The sequence below is a fragment of the Streptomyces glaucosporus genome, assembly GCF_039533345.1.
Lineage (GTDB): Bacteria > Actinomycetota > Actinomycetes > Streptomycetales > Streptomycetaceae > Streptomyces > Streptomyces glaucosporus.
In genome coordinates, this window is the sequence record NZ_BAAATJ010000001.1 from 203115 (window position 1) to 228240 (window position 25126).

The 25126-nt window shown below is 72.3% G+C and carries 19 protein-coding genes, 3 tRNA genes and 2 pseudogenes; 10 read left to right on the forward strand and 14 right to left on the reverse strand.

From position 1 onward, the window contains the following. Positions 1-77 precede the first annotated feature (77 nt). A complete protein-coding gene (locus ABD358_RS00905; protein WP_344629047.1) occupies positions 78-284 on the reverse strand; it encodes a hypothetical protein in 207 nt (68 codons plus the stop codon). Positions 285-496: 212 nt separating this feature from the next. Between ABD358_RS00905 and ABD358_RS00910 the strand changes: the two genes are divergently transcribed. The 3 genes and pseudogenes from ABD358_RS00910 to ABD358_RS00920 all read left to right on the forward strand — a co-directional run bounded on the left by ABD358_RS00910 (position 497) and on the right by ABD358_RS00920 (position 3358). Continuing rightward, positions 497-994, forward strand: coding sequence for a MarR family winged helix-turn-helix transcriptional regulator (locus ABD358_RS00910; RefSeq protein ID WP_344628820.1), 498 nt, complete (start codon positions 497-499; stop codon positions 992-994). A 214-nt stretch (positions 995-1208) separates the two neighbouring features. Next, positions 1209-2747, forward strand: a pseudogene (locus ABD358_RS00915) (MDR family MFS transporter); the annotation flags it as partial. A gap of 200 nt (positions 2748-2947) precedes the next feature. Further along, on the forward strand, positions 2948-3358 hold the full coding sequence (locus ABD358_RS00920) for a hypothetical protein (protein ID WP_344628822.1): 411 nt from the start codon (positions 2948-2950) through the stop codon (positions 3356-3358). 115 nt (positions 3359-3473) lie between these two features. On the opposite strand, the gene ABD358_RS00925 is transcribed toward ABD358_RS00920, so the two are convergent. Both ABD358_RS00925 and ABD358_RS00930 read right to left on the reverse strand, forming a co-directional pair. Further along, positions 3474-3546, reverse strand: a tRNA-Arg gene (locus ABD358_RS00925). 285 nt (positions 3547-3831) lie between these two features. Further along, positions 3832-3921, reverse strand: a tRNA-Ser gene (locus tag ABD358_RS00930). Positions 3922-4170: 249 nt separating this feature from the next. Here ABD358_RS00930 and ABD358_RS00935 point away from each other — a divergent pair. Beyond that, the gene (locus ABD358_RS00935; RefSeq protein WP_344628823.1) at positions 4171-4629 is read left to right on the forward strand and encodes an SSI family serine proteinase inhibitor; all 459 of its coding nucleotides are present in this window, start codon (positions 4171-4173) and stop codon (positions 4627-4629) included. A 187-nt stretch (positions 4630-4816) separates the two neighbouring features. Next, the gene (locus ABD358_RS00940; protein ID WP_344628824.1) at positions 4817-8599 is read left to right on the forward strand and encodes a response regulator; all 3783 of its coding nucleotides are present in this window, start codon (positions 4817-4819) and stop codon (positions 8597-8599) included. A 95-nt stretch (positions 8600-8694) separates the two neighbouring features. On the opposite strand, the gene ABD358_RS00945 is transcribed toward ABD358_RS00940, so the two are convergent. The 7 genes and pseudogenes from ABD358_RS00945 to ABD358_RS00975 all read right to left on the reverse strand — a co-directional run bounded on the left by ABD358_RS00945 (position 8695) and on the right by ABD358_RS00975 (position 16832). Then, positions 8695-10347, reverse strand: a complete 1653-nt coding sequence (locus ABD358_RS00945; RefSeq protein WP_344628825.1) for a long-chain fatty acid--CoA ligase — start codon at positions 10345-10347, stop codon at positions 8695-8697. A gap of 309 nt (positions 10348-10656) precedes the next feature. Then, a pseudogene (locus ABD358_RS00950) lies at positions 10657-11169 on the reverse strand (SigE family RNA polymerase sigma factor); the annotation flags it as partial. Positions 11170-11771: 602 nt separating this feature from the next. Further along, complete coding sequence (locus ABD358_RS00955) at positions 11772-12923, reverse strand: LAETG motif-containing sortase-dependent surface protein (protein WP_344628826.1); 1152 nt, start codon at positions 12921-12923, stop codon at positions 11772-11774. Positions 12924-13730: 807 nt separating this feature from the next. Then, complete coding sequence (locus ABD358_RS00960) at positions 13731-14909, reverse strand: tyrosine-type recombinase/integrase (RefSeq protein ID WP_344628827.1); 1179 nt, start codon at positions 14907-14909, stop codon at positions 13731-13733. Next, complete coding sequence (locus ABD358_RS00965; protein ID WP_344628828.1) at positions 14909-15118, reverse strand: excisionase family DNA-binding protein; 210 nt, start codon at positions 15116-15118, stop codon at positions 14909-14911. The genes ABD358_RS00960 and ABD358_RS00965 overlap by 1 nt, the downstream gene beginning before the upstream one ends. Beyond that, entirely contained in the window at positions 15103-16506 is a 1404-nt protein-coding gene (gene repSA / locus ABD358_RS00970; RefSeq protein WP_344628829.1) for a replication initiator protein RepSA, read from the reverse strand. Before repSA ends, ABD358_RS00965 begins: the two co-directional genes overlap by 16 nt. Positions 16507-16532: 26 nt before the next feature. After that, the gene (locus ABD358_RS00975; protein ID WP_344628830.1) at positions 16533-16832 is read right to left on the reverse strand and encodes a hypothetical protein; all 300 of its coding nucleotides are present in this window, start codon (positions 16830-16832) and stop codon (positions 16533-16535) included. A 188-nt stretch (positions 16833-17020) separates the two neighbouring features. On the opposite strand from ABD358_RS00975, the gene ABD358_RS00980 reads away from it, so the two are divergent. Both ABD358_RS00980 and ABD358_RS00985 read left to right on the forward strand, forming a co-directional pair. After that, complete coding sequence (locus ABD358_RS00980; RefSeq protein WP_344628831.1) at positions 17021-17806, forward strand: GntR family transcriptional regulator; 786 nt, start codon at positions 17021-17023, stop codon at positions 17804-17806. Continuing rightward, the gene (locus ABD358_RS00985; RefSeq protein WP_344628832.1) at positions 17803-18303 is read left to right on the forward strand and encodes a GNAT family N-acetyltransferase; all 501 of its coding nucleotides are present in this window, start codon (positions 17803-17805) and stop codon (positions 18301-18303) included. The genes ABD358_RS00980 and ABD358_RS00985 overlap by 4 nt, the downstream gene beginning before the upstream one ends. Before the next feature lie 461 nt (positions 18304-18764). Here ABD358_RS00985 and ABD358_RS00990 read toward each other — a convergent pair. Together ABD358_RS00990 and ABD358_RS00995 are read right to left on the reverse strand one after the other, a co-directional pair. Next, a tRNA-Ser gene (locus tag ABD358_RS00990) sits at positions 18765-18851 on the reverse strand. A 47-nt stretch (positions 18852-18898) separates the two neighbouring features. After that, complete coding sequence (locus tag ABD358_RS00995; protein WP_344628833.1) at positions 18899-20614, reverse strand: S1C family serine protease; 1716 nt, start codon at positions 20612-20614, stop codon at positions 18899-18901. Between the two features lie 189 nt (positions 20615-20803). On the opposite strand from ABD358_RS00995, the gene ABD358_RS01000 reads away from it, so the two are divergent. The 3 genes from ABD358_RS01000 (at position 20804) to ABD358_RS01010 (ending at position 23341) form a co-directional block, all read left to right on the forward strand. Continuing rightward, positions 20804-21652, forward strand: coding sequence for a glycerophosphodiester phosphodiesterase family protein (locus ABD358_RS01000; RefSeq protein ID WP_344628834.1), 849 nt, complete (start codon positions 20804-20806; stop codon positions 21650-21652). A 47-nt stretch (positions 21653-21699) separates the two neighbouring features. After that, positions 21700-22278, forward strand: a complete 579-nt coding sequence (locus ABD358_RS01005; protein ID WP_344628835.1) for an ATP-binding protein — start codon at positions 21700-21702, stop codon at positions 22276-22278. Between the two features lie 97 nt (positions 22279-22375). Continuing rightward, positions 22376-23341, forward strand: a complete 966-nt coding sequence (locus tag ABD358_RS01010) for a DUF5926 family protein (protein WP_344628836.1) — start codon at positions 22376-22378, stop codon at positions 23339-23341. 228 nt (positions 23342-23569) lie between these two features. Here ABD358_RS01010 and ABD358_RS01015 read toward each other — a convergent pair whose 3' ends face one another. Further along, positions 23570-24142, reverse strand: coding sequence for a hypothetical protein (locus tag ABD358_RS01015; protein ID WP_344628837.1), 573 nt, complete (start codon positions 24140-24142; stop codon positions 23570-23572). Positions 24143-24327: 185 nt separating this feature from the next. Beyond that, positions 24328-25011, reverse strand: coding sequence for a bifunctional DNA primase/polymerase (locus tag ABD358_RS01020; RefSeq protein WP_344628838.1), 684 nt, complete (start codon positions 25009-25011; stop codon positions 24328-24330). Positions 25012-25126: the final 115 nt, after the last annotated feature.

A 25126-nucleotide genomic window follows, 5' to 3' on the forward strand; every position in this document is an offset into this window, starting at 1 on the left:
ACGGTGTACACCGTCCGGCGGCTGCCTCGTTCGCCGTGTGCTCGTCTCCCGGTACGGGCGCCCCGCCTCCGGTGCCGTCAGGAGAGCGCCAGCCAGGCGACCGCGGCGATGACCGCGACCACCGCGACGATCCCGACGATCAGACCGATCCTGGGGCCGGAGGAGGACGTCGCGGCCGTGGGGCGCGGCCCCTCCTCGTCGACGAACGCGCGGAACATCTGGGTGCTTCCGGCCGGGTCGTGGTTGCCGGCCGGGCCCTGGGGTGCATGGGGGTTGTGAGCCATGGCCATGGACCCTAGCGAACAGTGCGTCCGCCGGTCACGCCGGTCTTCCCCCGCGCATCCCCGGGCCGGCCCTCCCCTCCGCCCCGCCGCCGGCGCATCCGATTTTGGTGAACTGTTTGCCCTTCCGCGTCCGGTTTCACTTGCTTGTCATGCCCAAGGAAACATATGCTTGCCCTAAGCAACGATCCTTTCAGGGTGTGAGGAGGCGCCGGGTGCCCCAGACCGATCCGCACTCAGACCCGTACTCCGATCCGTACGAGGAACTCGCCCGGCAACTCGGTTCCATCGGAGCCGTCCGGCGCGAACTGGCCCGCTCCCTCCCCTCCGACTGCCCGCCCGCGGTGGCGGTCGTGCTGATGATCCTGGGCCGGTACGGCGAGATGCGGATGAGCCGGCTCGCCGACCGGATGGCCGTCGACATGTCCGTCGCCAGCCGCCACGTCGCCCACACCGTCGACCGCGGCTGGGTCGACCGCCGGCCCGACCCCGTCGACGGCCGGGGGCGGCTGCTGCGGCTCACCGGGGACGGCGAGCGGCTGCTGGCGGAGATGCACCGGCGGACCACCGAGGCCCTCGCACACCGCCTCCGCAACTGGTCCGAGGAGGACGTGGTCCGCCTCACCGAGCTGCTGGCCCGGCTGCGCGCCGACTTCGGCGAGTACGAACAGCACGGCGTCCCGGAGCCCGACGACACCACCACGCACCCCTGAGAGACACGGCCGTCCGGCCGCTTCGCCGGACGGCGCCACCACCGGGGACCGTCCGGAATCCCGGGCGCTCCGGAAGTACTCCCACGGGACTCGGCACCACACGACGTCCGCCGGAAGAGAGCAGGGAAACAAGCACCGCATGGCAACGTCCACACCACCGAACCCGCGGAACGACGGTCGATCCCGCGCCGCGGATGACGCCGACACGGCGACCATGACGCACCGGCAGATCATGGAGGCGCTGTCCGGGCTGTTGCTCGGCATGTTCGTCTCGGTCCTGTCCTCGACGGTCGTCTCCAACGCCCTGCCCGAGATCATCTCGGAACTGGGGGGCGGCCAGAGCGCGTACACCTGGGTGGTGACGGCCTCACTGCTGACCATGACCGCCTCCACCCCGCTGTGGGGCAAGCTCGCCGACCTCTACAGCAAGAAGGTCCTGGTCCAGGCGGCCCTGGTCCTCTTCGTCCTGGCCTCCGCCGGCGCGGGCCTGTCCCAGGACACCGGCACGCTGATCGCCTTCCGCGCCGTGCAGGGCCTGGGAGCGGGCGGTCTGGCCGCGCTGTCCCAGATCATCATCGCCGCCATGATCCCCCCGCGTGAGCGCGGCCGGTACAGCGGCTACATCGGCGCGACCTTCGCCGTCGCCACCGTCGGCGGACCCCTGCTCGGCGGCGTCATCACCGACACCCCCTGGCTCGGCTGGCGCTGGTGCTTCTACGTCGGGGTGCCGTTCGCACTCGTCGCCCTCCTCGTCCTGCAGAAGACACTGCACCTGCCGGTGATCAGGCGGGAGAACGTCAGGGTGGACTGGCCGGGCGCCGCGCTCATCACCGCGTCCGTCTCCCTGCTGCTGATATGGGTGACGCTGGCCGGGGACAGTTACGCCTGGCTGTCCTGGCAGACGTACGCGATGGTGGGCGCCTCCCTCCTCCTCGGCGCGGTCTTCGTCCTCGTCGAGGCGCGCGCCGCCGAGCCGATCGTCCCGCTGCGGCTGTTCCGCAACCGCACGATCACCCTCACCGCGCTGGCCTCGCTCTTCGTCGGCATCGCCATGTTCGGCGCGACCGTCTTCCTCAGTCAGTACTTCCAGCTCGCCCGGGGCCAGTCGCCGACGATGTCCGGTGTGATGACGATCCCGATGATCGTCGGCCTGTTCGTCTCCTCCACCCTCTCGGGCTGGGTCATCACCCGGACCGGCAAGTGGAAGGCGTGGCTGGTCGCCGGCGGCGTGCTGCTGACCGCCGGACTCGGTCTGCTGGGCACCATGCGGCACGACACCCCGTACTGGAAGGTCGGCCTCTTCATGGCGCTGCTGGGCACGGGCGTCGGCATGATGATGCAGAACCTGGTCCTGGCCACCCAGAATCAGGTGGCCCTCTCCGAGCTGGGCGCCGCCAGTTCCGTGCTCGCCTTCTTCCGCACGCTCGGCGGCGCGGTCGGCGTCTCCGCCCTGGGCGCGGTCCTGGCCCACCGCATCACCGGCTACATCGACGACGGCATGGCCGGGCTCGGTCTGCCGTCCGGCGGAGCGACCGGCGGCGACGGCAGCGCCATCCCGGACCTGGACGCGCTCCCGGCCCCGGTCCGCACGGTCGTGGAGAGTGCGTACGGCCACGGTGTCGCCGACATCTACCTCTATGCCGCTCCGATCGCCGTGATCGCGCTGGTGCTGGTGGTCCTCGTCAAGGAGGTGCCGCTCCGGACGGCGGTCGACCTGCGGCAGGACGCGGACGGCGCGGCGGACGCCACGGAGAAGTCGGCGGTCTGACCCGCCCGCCGATCACTCCGACCGACAGGGAAGGCCCCGGCGCCCGCCGGGGCCTTCCCCCGCCCCCGCCTCCGGGTCCGGACCGGACTTCACCGGACAGAGGCGATGTTTCACGGGAAACATCGCAGTACGACAAGCTGCCGATACCGGTGAACAGCCGCCGCTCGGTGGGCTACCGTCATCCCGTGGACGCCTCCGAAGCCACGACGTTCCCGCCCCGCCCGATCCGCGGCGTCCGGGCGAAGTACGTGCGTCAGGCCGGCTGTCCCTGCGACTTCGCGGACGTCACGGTGGACTTCGAGCCGTGGGAGGAAGGCTTCGCGTTCGAAGTGGCCGGCAACGCCACCGTCGACGGCACCTGCCTCCCCGGGGAACTGGTCTCCTTCCACGCGGCGCTCGCCGAGGGCATCCGCGAGGAACTGACCCGCCTTCCGGACGGAACCACGGTGGCGGTGGCCGTCGTCCTGCGGAACATCCGCATCCATGAGATCGACTCCCATGAGGGATCCTTCCGGGAGGCCGGCCGTGTCGCGGTCCGCGAGGCCCTCGTCCGCCTCCACGGCCCTCCGCCCCGCCCCAAGCGCCGCCGCACCTGAGCCCGACCCCCGTTCACCCTCGGGCGGCGCCCTGATAAGGAAGGGCCGGAGGTGCCATCGCCTCACACATACGACGGAGGCCCTGCCGGTCTCCCGGCAGGGCCTCCACCTGCTGCGCGCTCGGCAGGATTCGAACCTGCAACCTTCTGATCCGTAGTCAGATGCTCTATCCGTTAAGCTACGAGCGCTTGACCTCCCGGCCCTTTCGGCCCGGTCGTCGTTGCGGGAACAACATTACATGACCTTCGCCCAGAGGCGAAATCCATTTGGCAGACACGCTCTGACCTGCGGAAACACCCCGGAGATACCCCGACACCGCCTCACCGGCGCCCTCTCGCGGAACCCCCGCCGCCCAGCCGCGGTCCTGAACCGTCCGGACACGGGAGGCGAGCACGGAAACTGGGACACGGGAGCCGGGCACGAAAGAAGCCCCGGCCCTGCGGGCCGGGGCTTCAACGATCGTGAAGACCGAGCGGAGGCTCCGGGATTTGAACCCGGGATCGGGGGTAACCCGAAACCGCATTAGCAGTGCGGCGCCATAGACCAGACTAGGCGAAGCCTCCCCACGCACCATGGTGTTGCAGTGCGTGTGCAGATGATGGCACAGCCTGGGGGCTGTCTCCAATCGGCACCTACGTTACCCGGCCGACGGTCTCCCGGGCAAAGTCCTTTCCCCCTGGTGGCGGGCCGGTGATTGGGACGGGCGGGTGGAGGTGCGCAACGGCGCGCGCGGTGGCGCGTTGAAGGGGGGTGGGGGAGGAAGAGATCCGCACTCCCGCGGATCCGCCCGTGCACCACTTCCAGGAGTCGCCATGCTGCGCCGTACCGCCGCCGTCCTCGCCGGAGCCGCCGCGCTGACCGCCGTCGCCATGCCCGCCGCCGCCCGCCCCTGGCCCTGGCCGAAGCCGATCGTGCCGCCCGCCCACCAGGACCAGCTCGTCATCACCGTCACCGGGGACGGGGCGGCCGCCGAGGGAGTGGGGCAGTCCCGCCGGACGTACACCCTCGAATGCCGTCCGGCCGGCGGCAGCCACCCCGACCCCCTCGCCGCCTGCGGCGCCCTCGACCGGGCGTCCCGGGGACCGGGCGACCCGTGGGCGCCCGTCCCGGGGGATTCCGTGTGCGCCCAGGTGTACGGCGGTCCCGCGACCGCGCGGGTCACCGGAAGGTGGCGCGGCAGCCCGGTGGAGGCCGTCTTCGACCGGACGGACGGCTGCGAGATCGCGCGCTGGGACGCGCTCGTGCCGGCTCTCCCCGGCCTGGGCACGTGACGGATCTCATACGCCCGGCACGGGCTCGGCCCCACGTTCTCCCCACCGTCCCCACGCATCCGCCGCCGCTTCCCCCACCGCTGCCCGTAGACTCCCCTCTGGTGGCACGCACAGGAGAACGGCACACCGACCGCGTCCCTGGTGCTGTCACGGAGCACCAGATGGTCAGCAGGGAGGATGCGTCGTCGTGAGCAGCAGGCCATCCCGAGGCGCTGCTCGCCTCGCCGCCATACTCGACGCCCTGCCGGACGCGCTGCTGCTGGTGAACTGCAACGGCACGGTCGTCAACGCCAACAGCATCGCGCTGGAACTGTTCGAGACGCCGGGCACGGCCCTGGTCGGACGCGGGCTCCTGGACCTGCTGCCGGACTTCGACTCCAAGCTCATCCCCGGCTCGATGCGCCGGCCCGACGACGTCCCCCACCCCCGCACCAGGCCGACGCGGATGGTGGCGCGGCGCACCGACGGCACCCAGTTCATGGCCGAGGTGACCAGCGCCAACCTGGAGGACGGGCGCACCCCCTACGAGTCCCCCTTCGAGGCCGCCTACGCCGACCACGGCAACAGCTACACCGGCGACGAACTGCTCATGCTCGTCGTCCGCGACCTCACCGGCACCATCGACACCGAGGCCGAGCTGGCGAGGCAGCAGCGCCAGACCGAGATGATCCTGCGCGCCGCCGCCGAGGGCGTGGTGGGCGTGGACACCGAGGGCCGGGTCGTCCTGGTCAACCCGGCCGCCGCCCAGATCCTGGGCTACCGGGCGAGCGACCTGGGCGGGAAGAAGCTGCACCCGCTGGTGCACCACTCGCGGCCCGACGGCAGCCCCCTGCCCTACGAGGAGACGCCGCTCGCGGACACCCTCCGCTCGGGCCGCAAGCACCGGGTGCGCGGGCAGGTGCTGTGGGCCAAGGACGGGCGCGCGATCCCGGTCGACCTGACGACCGCGCCCGTGCGGGACGGCGACCAGCTCGTCGGCGCGGTGCTCGCCTTCACCGACCGCACCGCCTACGACGCTCTCGCGGCCCGGCACCGGCAGCTCGTCTCCCTGCTGGAGAACGGGCTGCGCGGACCGCTGGAGCAGCTCCGCGGCGAGCTGGCCGGGCTGGCGTCCGACCCGGCCGGCCAGCTCTGGCCGGAGGCGAACCAGATCCTGCACTACCTGGCGGCGGGCTACGCGCGGATGACCACGCTGGTGGACAACGTGCTGGGCTACCAGCGGCTGGACTCCGGCGGCGAGAAGCTCCGCCTCGAATCGGTCTCCCTGGAGGAGGTCGTCTCGGCCGGCGTCGAGGGCGCGGTCGAGCTGATCGGCCCCGGACGCGTGCAGTTCGCCGTGCACGCCCCGCCGGTCGCGGTGGAGGTCGACCCGGCGCGGCTGGCGCAGGCCCTGGCCCACCTGGTGGCGGACGTCGCGGGCGTGGACGTCACCGGCAGCGCCCAGGGGGCCGCCACCGGCGACTCCACGATCGTGGTGGCCGCGGCCCAGCGCGGGGACGTCGTGCGGATCGAGGTGCGCGGCCCGTACGGCGGCGGCAGTCCGGTGCACGAGCCGCTGGTGCGCGGCATCGTGAAGCGGCACGGCGGTGTCCTCCAGACCCACGAGGTGCCGGGGGCGGGGGGCGCCAGCGCCTACGTCCTGGAGGTGCCGGTGGGCTCCCCGGACCCGTCGGTCGTGAAGCGGCCCGCCCGCGGCGCGGGGAACACGGGAAACACGGGGAACACCGACGCCGCGGGGGAGGCCGCCGCGGCGGGCGCCCCGGCGGCCGGTACGGACGGTTCCGCCCCCGGGGACGCCGGGGCGCGCGTCGGCGGCGCGATCGCCCTGCCCGCGGGTCCCGCCGCCGGTGCTCCCGCGGGTGTTCCGGCGAACGCGGTGGCCCCTCCCACGGGTGTTCCGGCGGACACGCCCGCACAGCAGGCGTCCGCGCAGCAGACACCCGCGCAGCAGACACCCGCGCAGCAGGCGCCCGTCCCGGAGCAGGCGCCCGCGCACGCACCCGCGGCGCCGGAGGGCGACAGCGGTGCCGTGCCGGTCCCGGCCGGCACGGGACGCCGCCGGGCGCGGCGTGCGCTGGCACCGGTCGAGGAGCGCGCGGACGGCGGCGCGGACACCGGCGAGCACGCGGTGGCGCAGCAGCCGGTGAACGGGACGGGCGTTCACCCCTTCCCCCAGCAGCAGACCAGGCCGAGCGGCCGGCGCGCGCGGCGGGTCGCCGAGGCCGAGGCCGCCCAGGCCCAGGCCCAGGCCCGGACCCAGGCTCCGGAGCGCACGGCGTTCGCGATGCCGCCCGTTCCCGCACCGGCCCCGCCGCAGCAGGCCCCCGCACAGGCTCCGGAACCCGTCCAGGCTCCGGAGCAGGGCCAGGCTCCGGAGCAGGGCCAGGCCGCGCCTCCCGCTCCCGCGGGGCTCACGGTCCCCGAGGCCGCCGTCCCGCCCCGGACGGACCGGCCGACGGGGCGCCGCCGCCGCGTCCCGCCCGCCGAGGAGGTGCCGCAGCACTCCCCCGGACCGGACGCGTCCTCCCCCGAGCCCGCGGGCTCGGTCGCGCCCGCGGAGGAGTCCGCCGAGCACGGCCGCGCCGACAGCGCCGAGCAGCCCGGCCCGGACCTCACCGTGGTCGCGGCCAGCCCCATCCTGGGCGGCGCCGTGCCGCCCGCCGCCCCGCCCCGGCAGCGTGCGCTGCCCATGCCGGGCAGCGAGGCGGCCCCGGAACGCTCGTCCGGCGTCAGCGTGCGCACGCTGGGGCAGGGTGTGCCCTTCGCCCGGCAGGCGAACGGGGCGCCCTCGGGGCAGTACCCCGTCCCGCAGCAGGCACAGCACGGGCAGCAGCACTCCGGCCAGCACGCGCTTCCGCCGCAGCCCGCCGCCCAGACCCCCGCTCCCGCCCAGGCGCCCGCGCCCGCTTCCACCCAGACTCCCGCGCCCGCACCCGCACCCGCTCCCGGCACCGCGGCCCCTCCGTCCGCCGGACCGGGCCGCCGACGCAAGCTCGCGGCCCCTCCGGCCGAGGGCGAGCGTGCGACCGGTGCCACCGCCGCGCCTCCGCCCCCGCACACCCCCCAGCCGCAGCTCCCCCACGTCCCGGCCGCGCCGCACACCGCCACGTCCGGCGGGCGCGAGTTCGCGATCGGCGCGCCCGAGGCCGGGGCCGAGGGTCCGGAGCCGCTGGACGGGCCGGGCGGCGCGGTCGAGGTCACCGGCCGCCACGGGTCGTCGGTTCCGGCGCCCGCCGACGACGAGCTGCCGCCCGAGCCGCTGGACAACCCGCGCCGGCTGCTGGTGTGGCCCGAGCCGGACGTCTCCACGCAGCAGGCCCTGACCGACCGCGGCTACCGTCCCGTCATCGTCCACTCCCGCGAGGAGGTGGACGCCCAGATCGCGGCGTACCCGGCGGCCCTCTTCGTGGACCCGCTGACCGGTCCCATCACCCGGACCGCCCTGCAGTCGCTGCGCCAGGCCGCCGTCGCCGCCGAGGTGCCGGTACTGGTGACGGCCGGGCTGGGACAGGCGACGCGGGAGGCGGCGTACGGCGCCGATCCGGCCGTCCTCCTCAAGGCACTGGCACCGCGCGACAGCGAGCAGCACCCGCCGCGGGTGCTGCTGGTGGAGGAGCGCGCCGAGGTCGCGGAGGCCTTCGCGGCGACGCTGGAGCGGCGCGGCATGCAGGTCGCCCACGCCCCCTCGGACGCGGACGCGGTGCAGGTCGCCGCCCAGGTCCGGCCGAACCTGGTGGTGATGGACCTGATGCAGGTACGCCGCCGCCGGGCCGGGATCATCGACTGGCTGCGGGTGAACGGCATGCTCAACCGCACCCCGTTCGTCGTCTACACCTCGGCCGGGATCGACCCGGACGAGCTGCACCTCCTGGCGTCCGGCGAGACGGTCCTCTTCCTCGCGGAGAGGTCCACGAGCGCGGAGGTGCAGTCGCGCATCGTGGATCTGCTCGCCAAGATCGGGGCCAACTAGAGAGCCGGCGGGAAAGCCGAACGGAACGGGCCGGTCCGGGATTCCGGACCGGCCCGCCGCCGTCGCGGCGGCGCCTCGCCGCCCGCTCCGGGCGCTCAGATCCTGGTGACGTCCAGCTCGCCCTTGGCGTACTGCGCCCGGAGCACCTTCTTGTCGAACTTGCCGACGCTGGTCTTGGGCACCGCCGGGATCACCGCCCAGCGCTCGGGGAGCTGCCAGCGGGCGACCCTGTCCGCGAGGAACTCGCGCAGCTCCTCGTAGGAGATGTCGCCCGCGCCCTCCTTCAGGACGACCGTGGCCAGCGGGCGCTCGCCCCACTTCTCGTCGGGCACGGCCACGACGGCGGCCTCGGCGACGGCCGGGTGGCCCATGAGGTGGTTCTCCAGTTCCACGGACGAGATCCACTCGCCGCCGGACTTGATGACGTCCTTGGCGCGGTCGGTCAGCGTCAGGTAGCCGTCCGGGGTGATCACGCCGACGTCGCCGGTGCGCAGCCAGCCGTCCGGGCTGAACTTGTCGTCGGGGCGGACGGGTTCGGCGTCCGCGCCCCCGTAGTACGCCCCCGCGATCCAGGGCCCGCGCACCTCCAGCTCACCGGCGGACTCACCGTCCCACGGCATCTCGGACCCGTCCGGGCCGATCAGTCTGGCCTCGACGGAGGCGGGGAAGCGGCCCTGGCTGATGCGGTACGGCCGTGCCTCCTCGGCGCTCAGTCCGGCCGGCGGGTGGGCGACGGTGCCCAGCGGGGAGGTCTCGGTCATGCCCCAGGCGTGGACGACCGTCACGCCGTACTTCTCCTCGAACGTCTCCATGAGGGAGGGCGGGCAGGCCGAGCCGCCGATGGTGACGTGCTTGAGGGAGGAGATGTCGCGCGGCTTGGCGGCCAGCTCGGCCAGCAGCCCCTGCCAGATGGTGGGGACGGCCGCCGAGTGCGTGGGGCGCTCGGACTCGATCATCTCGGCGAGCGGGGCGGGCTGGAGGAAGCGGTCCGGCATCAGCAGGTTGACGCCGGTCATGAAGACGGCGTGCGGCAGGCCCCAGGCGTTGACGTGGAACATCGGCACCACGGGCAGGGTGGTGTCGGCGTCGGTCAGGCCCATGGACTCGCCCATGTTGACCTGCATCGAGTGCAGGTAGATGGAGCGGTGGGAGTAGACGACGCCCTTGGGGTCGCCGGTGGTTCCGGAGGTGTAGCACATGGCGGCGGCCGTGCGCTCGTCCAGCTCCGGCCAGTCGTAGGCGGTGGGCCGCCCGGCGATCAGCGCCTCGTACTCGTGGACGGCGGGCCGGCAGCCCTCCAGGACGGAGGTGTCGCCGGGGCCGACGACCACGACGTGCTCGACCGTCTCCATCCTCGGCAGCAGCGGGGCCAGCAGCGGCAGCAGCGAGCCGTTGACCAGGATGACGCGGTCGGCGGCGTGGCCCACGATCCACGCGAGCTGCTCGCCGGGGAGCCGGAGGTTGAGGGTGTGGAGGACCGAACCCATGGCCGGAATGGCGAAGTACGCCTCGACGTGCTCGGCGTTGTTCCACATCAGGGTGGCCACGCGGTCGTCGCGGGCCACGCCGAGCTCGTCGCGCAGGGCGTGGGCGAGCTGGGCGGCGCGGGCGCCGACCTCCGCGAACGTGCGGCGCTGCGGTTCGCCTTCCCCGGTCCAGGTCGTGATCCGCGATTTTCCGTGGACCGTGCTTCCGTGGCGCAGGATGCGCGAGACGGTCAGCGGTACGTCTTGCATCGTGCTCAGCACCGGGGCCTCCCGAGTTATGCGGGCGCTACGTGTGGGTAACGCTGGCGTTCCCTGGGAAGACTGCCACCGACCGGTCGGTATGTCACTAGGCGGGGAGCCGGTATGTCGGCCCGGTGCGCCGACCCTGTGCTCCGGTCCTGTGCTCCGGCGTCCCGCGGACGCCCCCTCTCAGGCGGCGGCGCTCAGCCCGTACCGCTGCCCGGTTCCGGTGCGTCCCCGGCGCGGCGCGGTCTCCCCGCCCTGCGTGGGCCCGCCGTTCCCCGCGATCTCCCCGTTCCGCCCGTCCTCCATGCCCCCGGACAGGTCCGCCGCGAGCCGCAGGTCGTCGCGGAGCTTGGCCAGCGCCCGCGACACCGCGCTCTTGACGGTGCCGACCGAGACCCCCAGCACCTCGGCGGTCCGTGCCTCGCTCAGGTCCTCGTAGTACCGCAGGACGACCATGGCCCGCTGCCGCTCCGGAAGCCTCAGCACCGCCCGCCACACCGCGTCGCGCACGGTCTGCTGCTCGGCGGGGTCGGCCACGGGCGCCGGCTCCGGCTCCGGCACCTCCTCGCAGGAGTACTCGTCCACCCGGCGCCTGCGCCACTGCGAGGTGCGCGTGTTGACCAGGGCACGGCGCACGTAGCCGTCGAGCGCGCGCTGGTCCTCGATCCTCTCCCACGCCAGGAAGGTCTTGGTCAGAGCGGTCTGGAGCAGGTCCTCGGCGTCGCACGGATCGGGGGTGAGCGAGCGCGCCGCGCGCAGCAGTACGGGCCTGCGCGCCCGGACGTACGAGGTGAACGTCAGCGGCGTCACGGTCGCGGTGGTGCCATGCGTCGTCATGGCACCACGCTATGAGCCGGTGGACTCCCCCCGGATCGGCCACAGGTGCCGATACCGGCTCCCCCTCAGGTTGGAGGCGCCACCCGTTCCGCACCTCCCCCAGGGGGAGGGAGGAGCGCTCCGGATCAGGGTTTCCCCGTCCACCCCTCCCCGCGCGCACGGCGGTGCGGCCGTACTCCCCGAGTACGGCCGCACCACCCATCCCTTCTCCCATCGGGCGCCGGCCGGTTCCCCGCCCGGCCCGCGCCCCCGGCTCACCGGAGCCGGTGAAGCGAACGCACCTCCGCGGCGAGGCGGACGGTGCGGGTAGCTGCCATGTTTGCCCTCCTGTGCCGTGCGCTTCCGGTCAACGACGTCGCGCAGCAAGGCTGCCCCACCCGGAAACCGGCGAAGCATCACCAAAGCCCCATTCGCTCGCACGAATGACGATGTGTCGATAAACCTCCCGTGCAACCACAAGACCCCCTGCGTTCACGGCGAGGCGACACCGGGAGCCCCAGCGGGCGGACCGCTCCCGTGTTCCCGCAGGCCGCGGAGGCAGAGAGACGGGCCGCGCCCGGTGTGGGCGCGGCCCGTCTCCCTCCTGCACGGTGCGCCGGCGGTCAGAGAGCCGCCCGCGTGCCCGTGGTCTGGCGACGGCGGACGAGGAAGACCGCGCCGGCGCCCACCGCCATGGCGACACCGCCGATCACGGCGATCGTCGGCAGCGCGGAGGACGAACCGGTCTCGGCGAGGGTGCCCTTCGGCTCGATCCTGTTGTCGCCCGCGGGCTTGACGGGCGGGATCGGCTTCTTGGCGCCGCCCTGCGGCTTGGCGTCGGGGACCTGGCCGCTCTGGGAGCCGGACTTGAGGACCTCGAACTCGTAGTAGCTGTCGTCCCCGGAGTAGACGCACTCGCCCGCGTCGTTGGCGTACATGCCGATCGTGACGGCGAATCCCAGACCGGCGGGGGCCGAGGCGTCCACGCTCAGGCGCAGGTTGACGCTGTAGGTGGTGTGGGCCTTGACCTCGGTGTAGCCGATGTGGCCGGAGCCCTCGTCGTTCTCGTCGAGGGAGATGTTCTTCCAGGCTCCGGTGGCCGGGTCCTGGTACTGCACCGTCAGGTGGCCGGTGGTGACGTCCCAGTTTCCCTCGTCGATCTGGGCGGTGAACACACCGAGGTCGACACGCCGGTAGTCGTTGTCCGACTTGTTGGTGACGTTGAGCTTGAAGTTGTGGAAGCCGCTGCCCGCGACGACCTTGGAGGGCAGGCCGGAGAGGCCGGTGAGCAGGTCCTCGTCGATGTGGAACTCCTCCCCGTCGACGCACTCCAGGGGACCCTCGTCCTGGGACGGGTCATCTGCGGGAGGCTGCGTGGACTCCTCTTCCTCTTCCTGCTCCTGTTCCTCCTTCTCTTCTTCCTCCTGCTCCGTCTCCCCCTTCTCCGTCTCCTCCTGCCCCTCCGGCGAGTCGTTGCCGGCCTTCTCCTCCTCGCCGGTGGTCTCCCCGGGCTCCGAGGCCTCCCCGTTCTCCCCGGTCTTCGGGGCCTCCCCGGTCCCCTTCCCGTTCTCTTCGGTCCCCGGCGCCTCCCCGGCCTCCGGGGCGCCCTCGGTCCCCTCGGCCGGGTCCCCGGTGGTGGCTTCGGTCGCGGTGTTCCCGGTGGAGGCTTCCGAGGGCGGTGCCTCGTTCGCGTAGGCGGCGGGCGCGGCGAGCAGCGCGGTGGGGGCGATGACGGCCGAGGCGACGGCGGTCGCCAGCACGTGGCGAAGCTTCATGAAAACCCCTTCAGGGCCAAGTGCCATGAGCGGTGCCGACGGGCAGCGAACAGGCACGATCAGAGACGACGGCGCGGCACAGTCGCGCGAGTCGTTCTGTTCGACCCATGAGCGGCATCAGTGGTTGTACGCGCACGTCCATCCCCGATGTGGCATTGTTCACCCCGCCTTCCCGCCCCGGCGGCTCCAGCCCCGTGCGACGGTCACAACCGATCCAGAAGCCGTGCCACTCGGACCGTCCGGAAGAACTTCCAACGGTGCGTCCGCGAGCACTAGTTCCGCCGCCGACGAGGCCGCTTGACCCGCTCCTCGCACCACGCACACACGTCTCCGCGCACGCCGCGACCCTGACGGCAACCTCCCCGCTCGACCGCCGAGCCCGGCGGGCGGAGGCCGAGCAACGAACGGAGCGACGGGCCCGGACCACTGCGGCACAACGAACGGTGCCCGGTGGCCGCTGTCCGCCGGGCCGGCCAGAGCATCGCCGTGCCCCAGCGCTACTGCGCCAAGGTGCTCGACGGCCAGGAGGAGCGCATGAACGAGCTGATCGACCGAGGATTCGCCGAGCACGCGCAAGCCCTGGCCCGCACATGGCCCACACGCGCTGGTCGACGGCGGGATACGGGCGGTCCGGGGTGAGACAGGGCGAACGCAAAAGGGGTGCCCCCTGAGGAGGGGCACCCCTTCTGACCTGCTGGTTCGTTCACCTCGGCGGAGGCTGTGGGATTTGAACCCACGGTGGTGTCGCCACCACGACGGTTTTCAAGATCTCTCGCCGAAGGTCGGCGGAGTGACCGTTGACGCTGGTCAGGAGCCCGAGGAGGGGCCATCCTCGCCCGCTGGATCGCTGTCGTGCCCTTCCCGTGCCCCTCGTGTCGAGTCATGCCCCATGAGCCAGGAGTCCGACGCGGTGGCGACCTCGGCATCACGACCGGCGATCGGCCGGGCGTAGTGGCGAGTGGTCACGCTCGCGTTGGAGTGGCCGAGGCGGTGAGCCGCGGTCATCACGCCGTACCGGTCGGCAACCCAGCTCCCGTGCGAGGCCCGAAGGTCGTGTGGAGTGACATCGGTCAGCCCGGCCGCCGAGACCGCCGGATCGAAGTGCGCCTTGCGCCACTGGTTGTAGCGCAGCGGCCGGCCGAACCGGTTGGTGAACAGCAGCGCGTCATCGCCGCCGGGTAGTCCGTCGAGGTACGCGGCGAGCCGCTTCACCAGCGAGGGAGCCAGCGTCACCGCCCGCTTCTGATGGGACTTGGGCGTGTCGAAGACGAGCGCGCCGTTCGCTTCGGCCAGGTTCTCGTCAACGAGGACCAGGCGGCCGGAAACGTCGATGTCTCCCCGCCGGAGCGCGAACGCCTCACCGACCCGCAGACCGGCGAACGCCAGGAGCGCGATCAGCAGGTCATGCGGTGCGGCGGCGTGCCGGACGATGCGTGACGCCTCCAGCGGCGTCAGAATGTGCGGTTCGGTCTGTGGCATCCGAGGAAGGCGCACGCCCCGGCACGGCGAGGCCGGGATCAGCCCGTTGTCCACCGCCGACGCCATGATCTGCGACAGCACCCGGTACGCCTGGCGGATGCGCGAGGCGCTGAGTCCGTCCCGCTTCATCTGGGCAACCCACTCGGCAACCGTGATCGGCCGGAGGCTGGACAGCTCCCGGCCGCCCAGCGCCGGATTGATCCGCGAGTTGATCAGCGACCGGTACGACGCCTGGGTCTTGTGCTTGAGCTGAGGAGCCACCGAGGCCAGCCAGCGAGCGCCCCAGTCCTCCACAGTCGTCCGCCCCTGCTCCGGATCGAGCCAGCGCCCTTCCTCGATCTCAACCCGCTTTCGGGCGAGCCAGAGGTCTGCATCGGCCACTGTGGCGAACGTCCGGTCCGCCGGGCGGAGGACGCCGTCAGGCCCCGGATACCGCGCCTGGTAGCGCCCCGAGGGGAGCTTGCGTACCCGCCCGAATCCACGACGCCGCTTGCGCTTCGGAGGCATCAGGCCACCGCCCCTAGACGGCGCCCGTACCGCTGCACCGGCCGTACGGTGTTCTCCTCCACGAAGGCCCGCACGGCACTCTCAGGGATGCGGACGTGTCGGCCGACCTTCACGAAGGTGATCCGGCGTTCCTCGACCAGCCGACGAGGGAAACGCACGGTCGTGCCAAGCAGCTCGGCGACCTGCTCCACGGTCAGCAGTCGGTCCATGTCTTGTCCTCCCCCTGTGCTTCGAGTTCTGCGAGTGCTTCGCGGGCGATCTCCCGGTTGAGCCGGATGTCCTGTGCAATGGAGGCCGCCAACCACGATTCACCCGGCGTGTGGCCGTGCCCGGCGTAAGTCCAGTGCGCGAGGACCAGCGTGGATCCCTCCGCATCGTCGCCGGATTCGGGCAGACCCCTCTCTTGCCGTTCCTGGCGGGCGCGGAAGTCGGCGCGGACCTTGCGGCGCTCGGCGAAGGTCGAGGAGTAACGCGGGGACTTGGTCAGAAAGTGGCCGCGGAAGCCGAGCATGTGCGCCCACTCCCGCAGCTTGCGATCCGGGTAGTCCTCTGCCAGCCCCCAGCACGCTTCGATCAGGCACCGGGTGTGGGCGGGCAGGCCGGGCACCCGGTCCAGTTCGCCCAGCTCCCCGATCCGGCGATCCACGGTGCCGGTGGTCTCGGCGGCCTTGGTGGCGTACTTGGCCACGTAGGCGGCGACAGCCGCTTCGGTCAGCTCCTGGCCGTCGGTGCCGATCGGCTGCACGTCCACCTGTCGGCCCCAGCGCAGGACGCGGGCCGGATGGGCGCCGGCGGGCGGAACCTCCAGCCGTACCCGGGCAGCCGCCGCCCGGATCGCCGCGTCCAGCAGCTCGACCGTGGCCCAGGCCGGAGGAGCCGAGCCGGGGCCACCAGGGCCGTCGAGGCGGACGATGGCATGGAAGTGCACCGCCCCGCGCTTCTGGAACTCCGCGACCTTGCCGAAGGAGACCCGGCACACATCCCGCATCGCCGCCTGGGTGATTCCGGCGAGCTTGGCAACCTGGCGGCGCAGGTAGATGGTGAAGTACCGCCACAACTGCCCGGCGTGGTTGTTCCACAGCACCGCGCCCGCGTAGTCGTACCGCTCGGCATCCAGCGGCGTGCCCAGGGCCGGATCATCCGAGCCATGAACAGCGCCACAGCGGCACCGGCCGGAGTCCGGGCGGTTGTGCACCGGCCCGAAGCTGGGAGCCGTCAGCGTGGCGAAGACCCCCGGATGCGTCGAGACGGTAGCGGGGATGCCCATGCGCTCATCCCCCGCCAGCCCGGCCCGGATCAGACGGTAGGCGTCCCCGGCGTAGGTCCAGGCGCACGAGGGGCAGCGCGAAGCCCGCCGGTTGCCGCACGCCACCCGCAGCCGACCACCCGGCTCGTCCTCGGTCGAGTAGGAGTACAGCGTTTGGCCGGTGGCTCGATCCTTGGTGACCGTCCACCCTTGCAAGTGGATCGGGTTGGAGCAGCCGCCAGTACGGCGTACCTGCTCCTGCCAGCGGTCGAAGCCGGGCGTGTTGACCACCCGCAGCAGGTCGGCCAGGGTGACCGGGTCGGTACCACAAGAGGCCGCGACATCAGCCACGGCCTCAGGGGCGACAGGAAAGACCGTCACGCAGCACCGCCCACGCAGCAGCACAGCACCGGGGTACCGGCCGTGCCGGTCAGCGACCCGTCCGTGTCGATCTCCACTCCGGTGCCGGAACAGTCGGCGCAGATACCCAACCGCTCGGCGTTCCGGCCCAGTTCCAGGCCGCCCGAGCAGGCGCACAGCACCAGCGTGCCGACTGTCCCAGTCAGCGACCCATCAACGTCAGCGGCGATACCGATCCCGGAGCAGTCCGAGCAGCGGTCGTCATCGGCCGGGACCCACGCGGGTGAGACATGCGACGCAACCGGGGCAGCAGGCATGATGGAACCTCCCGTAAGGGGCGAAGGAGGGCGGCGGTCTGCTTGGCGGTAGGTGCGCCGCCCTCTGGAACAGAACAACGTCTGCATTGTTTGAACAATGCGAACAGTTCAGATGTTGACGCCCCGAGTGGTCCACGTCAAGACCTTTGGCCACATTGACTGGACAATGCAGACTGCGCGGCGGTTACATGGGAGGCATGGCAGTCAAGAAGGTCGGACGCGGCACTTACAAGCAGCAGATCTCTGACGACCTGCGCCAGCAGATCGCAGACGGCACGCTCGCGCCCGGTGCCAAGCTGCCGACAGAGGCCCAGCTCACCGACGAGTACGGCGTAACCCGCGGCACGGTCCGCGCGGCGCTGGACATCCTCGTCAACGAGGGGCTGATCGTCTCCAAGCGGCCCGTTGGGTACTTCGTCCGCGAGCGGAAGCCGATGGTCTTCCGGCCTCAGGCAGAGTTCCGTCCCCGGCCGTACACGCCGGAGATGGACGCCTTCATGACCGAGCACCAGGGCCGCGACCCCGAGCAGACCATAGAGGTCAGCATTGCCGAGCCGACTGCCGAAGTCGCCAAGCGGCTCCAGCTCAAAGCCGGGCAGCTCGTCGTAGCCCGCCGCAGAGTCCGGTACCTGGACGGCGAACCGTTCAACATCAACGACAGTTTTTTCCCGCTGGACTTGGTCCGGGATACCCCGATCATGCGGCCCGAGAGCATCGCCGAGGGCGCGAACGAGGTGCTGGCCAGCCTCGGCTACCGCCAGGTGCGGGCGATCGATGAGCTGTACGTCCGCATGCCCACCCCCGACGAGGTGCGGCGCCTAGAGCTGGCGCCGGGAACGCCGATCGGCTACCACGTGTGCACCGGGTACACCGAGGAGGGCAAGCCGGTCCGGGTGGCGATCACCGTTCTGCCCGGCGACCGGCACGTGATCTCCTACGAGCGGCGCCGCGAGACGCCCGCCGACGAGTCATGAGCGGAGTTCGCATCCGGCCCGCGACAGCCCAGGAGCTGCCGACCGTCGAGGCACTTCTCACCGAGGCGTCCGAGTGGCTTGCCTCACGCGGGATTGATCAATGGCAGTTCCCGCCGCACCGCGATCGCATCCGGAAGGCCATCCGGCACGGTGAGTGCTTCCTGGCAGTCGACGAGGAGGGCCGCCCGGTCGGCACGATCACCGTGGACGACTACGCCGACCCCGAGTTCTGGACCGAGGCCGACGACCCTGACAGCGCGCTCTACGTCCACCGCATGGCGACGAGCCGAGCAGCGGCAGGGAAGAACCTCGGAGCCACCATGCTCGACTGGGCCGCCAAGCGAGCCGCCCAGCAAGGCAAGGCGTGGCTACGCCTGGACGCCTGGAAGACCAACCCTGAACTCCACCGCTACTACGAGAGCCAGGGCTTCACCCTCGTCAGGATGGTCGACCTGGAGCACCGTCGGTCAGGCGCCCTGTTCCAGAGGGCCACATAGCTCTGTTACGGATTTCTCTACGTCATCAAGGCGGCTCGCTCACGCTCGCCGCGCGCGGCCCGGCTCCCCGCCGGGCCTGCGCTCCTGTCTTCGCCCCGCTCCGCCCCGGCGCCCGCCGGCCGCGCGGCTGAGCGACCACCAACGAGAGAACCGCGGTGGCTGGGCCCGGTCGGCTCCGACGACTTTAGGCAGCCACCTTGGGGCGAGCCTCGAAGATCGGGGGCCCAGATCGGGCACTTGCGGGCAGGCCAGGAGCCAGCCCGATTCGCGGGCCAGCGTAAGGGCCCCCGATCTCTCGCCCCAAGGCAGCTCCCGCCCAAAGTCGCTCCGCCGACCTCGTATAGCCCGTGCCCCTTCCGTGCCCCATCGGACGGGGAACCACGGGGAACGGCGGTCACCGACGGGCAGCGGGCACAGCAACGGCCCCCGACCATATGCGCTGGTCAGAGGCCGTTTACCTGCGGAGGCTGTGGGATTTGAACCCACGGTGGTGTCGCCACCACGACGGTTTTCAAGACCGTTCCCTTAGGCCGCTCGGGCAAGCCTCCCCACGCCGCACCGCACGGTGCGGCGTGGGGATAGCGTAGCCGGTTCGTCAGTCGCCCCGGCGGGAGCCCAGAGTGAGTTCGACGGTGTTCTCCCTGCCGCCGCGCTCGTAGGTGACCGAGACCTTCTCACCCGGCTTGTGGGTCCAGATCTCACTGATCAGGGTGGGACCGCTGTCGATCACCACGTCGTCGAACTTGGTGATCACGTCGCCCGGCCGCAGGCCGGCCTTGTCGGCCGGGCCGCCCGGGGTGACGGGTTCGCTGCCGTCGCCGGTTTCCTCGATGACGCGGGCGCCGTCGCCCAGGTCCCGGAGGTCCACCTGGACGCCGATCACCGGGTAGACCGGCTCGCCGGTCTCGATCAGGGTCTTGCCGACGCGCTGGGCCTGGTTGATCGGGATGGCGAAGCCGAGGCCGATGCTGCCCGCCCCGCCCTGGCCCAGCCCGTTGCCCGCCGACTGGATGGCGGAGTTGATGCCGATCACCGCGCCCTCTGCGTTGAGGAGGGGGCCGCCGGAGTTGCCCGGGTTGATGGAGGCGTCCGTCTGGATGGCGCTCATGTAGGAGGCCTGGGAGCCCTGCCCGTCGCTGGAGGCCACCGGGCGGTTCTTGGCGCTGACGATGCCGGTGGTGACCGTGCCGGACAGGCCGTACGGGGCGCCGATCGCGATCGTCGAGTCGCCGACCTGGACCTTGTCGGAGTTGCCGAGGGGAAGCGGGGTGAGCTTGGCGCCGGAGGCGTTCTTGAGCTTGATGACGGCGACGTCGTAGCCCTGGGCGCTGCCGACGACCTCGGCCTCGTACTTCCGGCCGTCGGAGAAGGTCGCGGTCAGCCGGCCGCCGTCGACGGCGCTGGCCACCACGTGGTTGTTGGTCATGATGTGGCCCTGCTTGTCGTAGACGAAGCCGGTGCCCGTGCCGCTCTCGTCGCCGCCCTCGGCCTCGATCGTCACCACGCTGGGCAGGGCCCTGGCGGCGATCCCCGCCACGGAGTCGGGGGCGCGGTCGGCCTGTTCGAGGTCTCCGTCGGAGGAGATGGTCGTCGAGGTGCCGCTGCTGACGCGGTCGGCGGCCCAGTAGCCGACGCCCGTGCCGACGCCGCCCGCCAGCAGGGCCGCCGCGGCCACGGCCGCGATGAGGCCGCCGAACCTCCGCTTCTTCTCCGGCTGCGGGGGCACGGGCGGGAAGCCCCACGGGGAGGCGGGGCCGGCGGGTGCTCCGGGGACGGGGGGCGGCGTGGTGCCGTGGCCGTCGTAGCCGCCCGGCGTGCCCCACTGCCCGGTGTACTGCTGGACGGGCGGAGCGGGGGGGTGCGGGGCGGCGGACGGCGGGGCGGCAGGGGGCTGGGACGGCAGTTCCCGCGTCGCCGCCTCCTGCGCCGTCCGGGCCTGGTCCTGCTGCGGGGAATGCTGGGCGGGCTGCTGAGCGGGTTGCTGCGGGGGCTGCTGCGCGGGCGCCTCCGACGCAGGCTCCGGCTCCGAGGACGGCGGGGCGGGCGGGGCGGGCGGGGCCGGCTGCTGTGCGGAAGGCGGCTCCGCGGCCTCGGGGTCGACCTTCCTCAGGTAGGCGGTCGCCCTGTCCCCGGACGCCGGTGCGGTGGCGGTGGCCGGGGCGGGGGCCTGGAGGTCGTAGTCCTCCGGGGAGTCGTCGGTCGGTGTCCTGGGCGCGGCGGCGTCGTTCGCGCCGGACCGCTCGGCCGGCGGGGGCGGCACGGGGGCGTCGGCCGCGGGCTTCTCGGCGGCGCCCTCGTTCTCGGTGCTCACAGCTATCTCCTCAGGTACACGACAGTCGCGCGCCGGTGGGGGCGGCGCGTATTCAGGTGTATGCCAGATGTATGGCGTCAGCTTCTCCCGCGGCACGTCAGAGCGGCGTAAGCACGTCCGTCCGGACGGCGTGGCGCCCGGGCGGTACGACGGTCCACGGCGTGGGGGACGAGGTGGCACCATAACGCGGTGAGCTACGAGGTCCACCGCGGGTCGCCCGGATCACGGCGCCCCATCTCCGTCATCGCCCACCGCGGGGCCTCCGAGGACGCCCCGGAGCACACCCTGGCCGCCTACCGCAGGGCCATCGAGGACGGCGCCGACGGGCTGGAGTGCGACGTGCGGCTCACCGCCGACGGCCATCTGGTGTGCGTGCACGACCGCCGGGTCAACCGTACCTCCAACGGACGCGGCGCCGTCTCCGCGCTGGAGCTGGCCGACCTGGCCGCCCTGGACTTCGGCTCCTGGAAGGGCTGGAGCGATCCGCAGGAGTCCCCGGAGACGGAGAGCCGCGAGCACACGTCCGTCCTCACCCTGGAGCGGCTGCTGCGCCTGGTGGAGGAGCAGGCCTCCGCCGGCCGCCGCGTGGAGCTGGCCATCGAGACCAAGCATCCCACCCGCTGGGCGGGGCAGGTCGAGGAGGAGCTGCTGCGGGTGCTCGCCCGTCATGATCCGGCCATTCCCGTGCGCGTGATGAGTTTCTCCGCCCGGTCGCTGCACCGGGTGCGGGCCGCGGCGCCGTGGATTCCCACCGTCTACCTGATGCAGTTCCTGCTGCCGCGCCACCGCGACGGGCGGCTGCCGCCGGGGGTGGCGATCGCCGGCCCGAGCATCCGGATCCTGCGCAGCCACCCCGAGTACGTGGCACATGCGCACAGCATGGGCCATCAGGTGCACGTGTGGACGGTGGACGATCCGGCGGACGTCGAACTGTGCGCCCTGCTCGGCGTGGACGCGATCATCACCAATCGCCCCAGGCGCGTCCTGTCCCAACTGGCCCTCCTGGAACGGGAGCGGCCGGACCGGGAGCGCCCGTAGGGAGTGCTCCGGCGCATTCGCGTCCCGCGGGTCGTGCACGGAGTGCGATGGCTGCGCCACGGAGACGTGCCGTACGGTTTCCGCACGTGGACAAAGGGGCATCCATCACGTGGCGTGGGGTGAAGAAGGAGGTCTCGGGGGTGGCGTTGGTGGTTGCACAGAAAGCGCCGACGTCGTCGACGATGGCCGTACCCCACGGCCCCGCGGGCGTGGGGGCGGCACGGCGGCGGATGCGCGAGGAGCTTCTCGGCTCCGGAACGCCGGAAGCGGTCGTCGACGACGCGGCTCTGGTCCTTTCCGAACTGCTCAGCAACGCGTACCGGCACGCCAGACCGCTCGGCGCGGGGAACTTCGTGTACGCCGCCTGGGGCCGTACCGAGGACGGCGGGGTGCGCGTCTCCGTCACGGACGGCGGGGGCCCGACCCGCCCGCGCCAGGCCAGTCCGTCCGTGACCGCGCGGGGCGGCAGAGGGCTGTCGATCATCACCTCCCTCGCCCGTGACTGGGGTGTGCGCGACGGCGACGACCCCTGCGAGGTGACGGTCTGGGCGGTGGTGCCCCCCGGCGACGGAGGGTTCTCCGCCGCGATGGACTTCGACCTGGTGGACCTGGACGACTTCGCGTAGGCGTTTCGGGTGGCGTGCTCCGCGTACGCGGACGACCCCGGCCCCACGGACTAGGCTCGCGCCGACAGCGTCCGTACGACCGGGAGATCCGCACGCCATGGCCAAGAAGCGCCTCCAGACAAAGGCCGCCAAGCCGCAGCTCGTCGACGGGGAGGTCCCCGTCGTCGGCGCCCGCGAGCCCTGCCCCTGTGGATCGGGCCGCCGCTACAAGGCCTGCCACGGCCGGGCCGCCGCCCAGGCGGTGACCGAGCTGGTCCGGCGGCCGTTCGAGGGGCTGCCCGGGGAGTGCGACTGGGTCGCGCTGCGCGAGCTGGTGCCCGCCGCGACCGTGCCGCTGAAGCTGAGGGACGGCCTCCCCGAGGACGTCCCCTCCCTGACCCTCGCCACCGTCCTGCCCATGGCCTGGCCCGCGCTGCGCCGCGACAACGGCGCCGTGCTGGTCGGGCTGCAGAACGACACGCCCTCCGGTGACGTCAGCCGGGACCTCGCCGACGTGCTGCGGCGGGCCCTGACCGCACAACCGGGCACTCCGGTGACCGCCGGACGTCCCTCGGCCGACGCCCCGAGGCTGCAGGACCTGCTGGACCTCGACGCGCCCTTCGTGCCCCAGGTGCACGACGGCTTCGAGTTCTGGCTGGAGGACGCCGGGAACCAGAGCCCCGAGGTGGCCGCCTCGCTGGAACGGGCCAACTCCGCCGCCCTGCCGACCGCGCGCCTGGAGGGGGTGGAGGCCGCGTACTGGTGCGAGACCCCGGAGAAGAACCACCTGCGCTGGGTCATGCCGCACCCCGAGGAGCGGCTGCTCGACGCGCTCGCCCGGCTGCACGCCGCCGGTTCCTCGTCGCTCGGGGAGGGCACGCGCCTGGTCGGCTCGTTCCGCGCGCACGGGCTGGTGGTACCGGTCTGGGACCTGCCGGGCACGATGGGCGCGGAGGAGTGCGAGAAGCCCGCGGCGGCCTTCGCGGAACGGCTCGCGGAGGCTCTGGCGGCCACCGCTCCGCTGACGGCTGAGGAGCGCCGGGCCCGCAGTGGATTCACCAATCGGCAGGTGACTCTCAACTGAGGGATGAATTACGGAGGGAGAATGCGGGCATTCGCACGGTGATTCGCGTCACAGCAAGCCGTACTCGCAGGTAAACGGACGGCTTGAAGAGATCCATGGAATTTGCGAACGGCCCATTGCTTGTTACCGTTTAAGGGCCCGGTCGCTGGTGCATCCCCCGTCGCCAGCGACCGGGTCTTTTCATGTCCGGACGCCTCCGCGTCCCGCTCCCGGGCATCGGTTCACGGCTCAACTTCCGTTCTCTTCAAGGGAGTTGCTGCCGGACCGCAGCAGCAGCCCCTCCCCGTCCGGAGCGCCGATCTCCGCCACCGCCGTATGGGCGTCCCCGCCCGGCCGCATTTCCGCCGTCTTCCTGGGCGGGGTGTCGCACGTACCCGGCCGGTCCGTCGCGGGCAGGGTGCAGGGCATGTGCACACTCTCCCCGTCGGGACCCATCAGACTCAGCGCCCCCCGCAGCGATTCACCGGTGGTATTCCGGTAGTACATCCGTCCCCAAGTCGTTTCGTTCCGGGTCAGGACGCAGGTCTGGGCCCGCACTCCTTCCGGTGACGAGGCCTGGGGTCCGCAGACGGCGGTGACCTCCGGCGGACCGGCCTCCCGCCGGGGCGCCGGGAGGAACGCGGGCGCGGAGGGTTCCGGGGCGGAGGCCCGCGAGGGGGAGGAGGCGGGACGTCCGCCGGACGCGTCCGGCACGTCCGGCCCGGCGGTCGCGGCGGCCAGCGGCAGGGTCACCGCGAGCGCCACCGTGCCGGCGAGTGCGATCACGCGGAGGTTCGAGGCACGCTGCTGCGGCTCATACATGGGGGATCCACCTGCAACTCGCTGGAGAGGGAAGGGTTTTCCGAGATCCCCGAACATATCGGGAGGAAGACGGCGCTCAGGGGGACAGAGCGCCTGTTTCCCTCCAACTCCGGCTCGCTGCTACCCGTACGAGTGAACCGCCCCCGAAGCCCCGGCCGCGCGCCGTACGCGCGGCCGTCAGGTCGTCAGTACGCCAGTCGGCTGCCGGTGTCCGGGGCTCCCGCACTGGCTCGCACCAGCACGTCCACCAGGGGTTCCATCCGGGGCAGCCACGGGGCGCCGCCGTCCCCCGCGGACGGCGGCCTCTCCCAGCGCACCTCCCCGGTGCCGATGCGCGACGGCGGCAGCGGAACGTAACCGCCCTCGCCGTGGAACCGCAGCGAACTGGGCACCCGGTCCTGGGCGTAGAGCAGTTCGCCCAGCTCCTCCAGGTCGTACGGCGCGACCAGCAGCGCGAAGCGGGTCGGGGTGGCGATCACCGGGCCGGTGCGCAGGCCGAGCCGGTCGAACTCCGCCAGCGCCCTCTCCCCCGCGGACGCCGGAAGGCTCAGCGCGCACGGCGCGCGCCCCCCGGTGGCCAGCAGGATCGGGGCGCCGGGGCGGTTGGTCCACCACCAGCGCACCATGCGGGCGTCGGTGGTGGCGGCCAGCAGTTCCGGATCGAAGGGGTGCGCGCCGGGCACGGCGCAGTCGGGCCGCGGACAGGAGCAGAGCCCCCCGGGCTGCCCGGACCGGCGTGCGGCCGGGCGCCTGGAATCCCGCGGCGCCACACCGGGCAGCACGGGCCACCTCCACCGCGTGGCGCAGGTGAGCGCCGCGTTCCGCAGCGCCCAGCGGGTCATGCGTCGCCTTCCGAGGATCTCGCGCATCAGCGCTCGTTCCTTTCCCTAACGCCAAGGATCGACAAGGACCTATCAGGACCGGAAACCGACGACGGCCGTCCGGCCCCTCACACCTGTACACCTGTGGATCTCGCGTGACCGC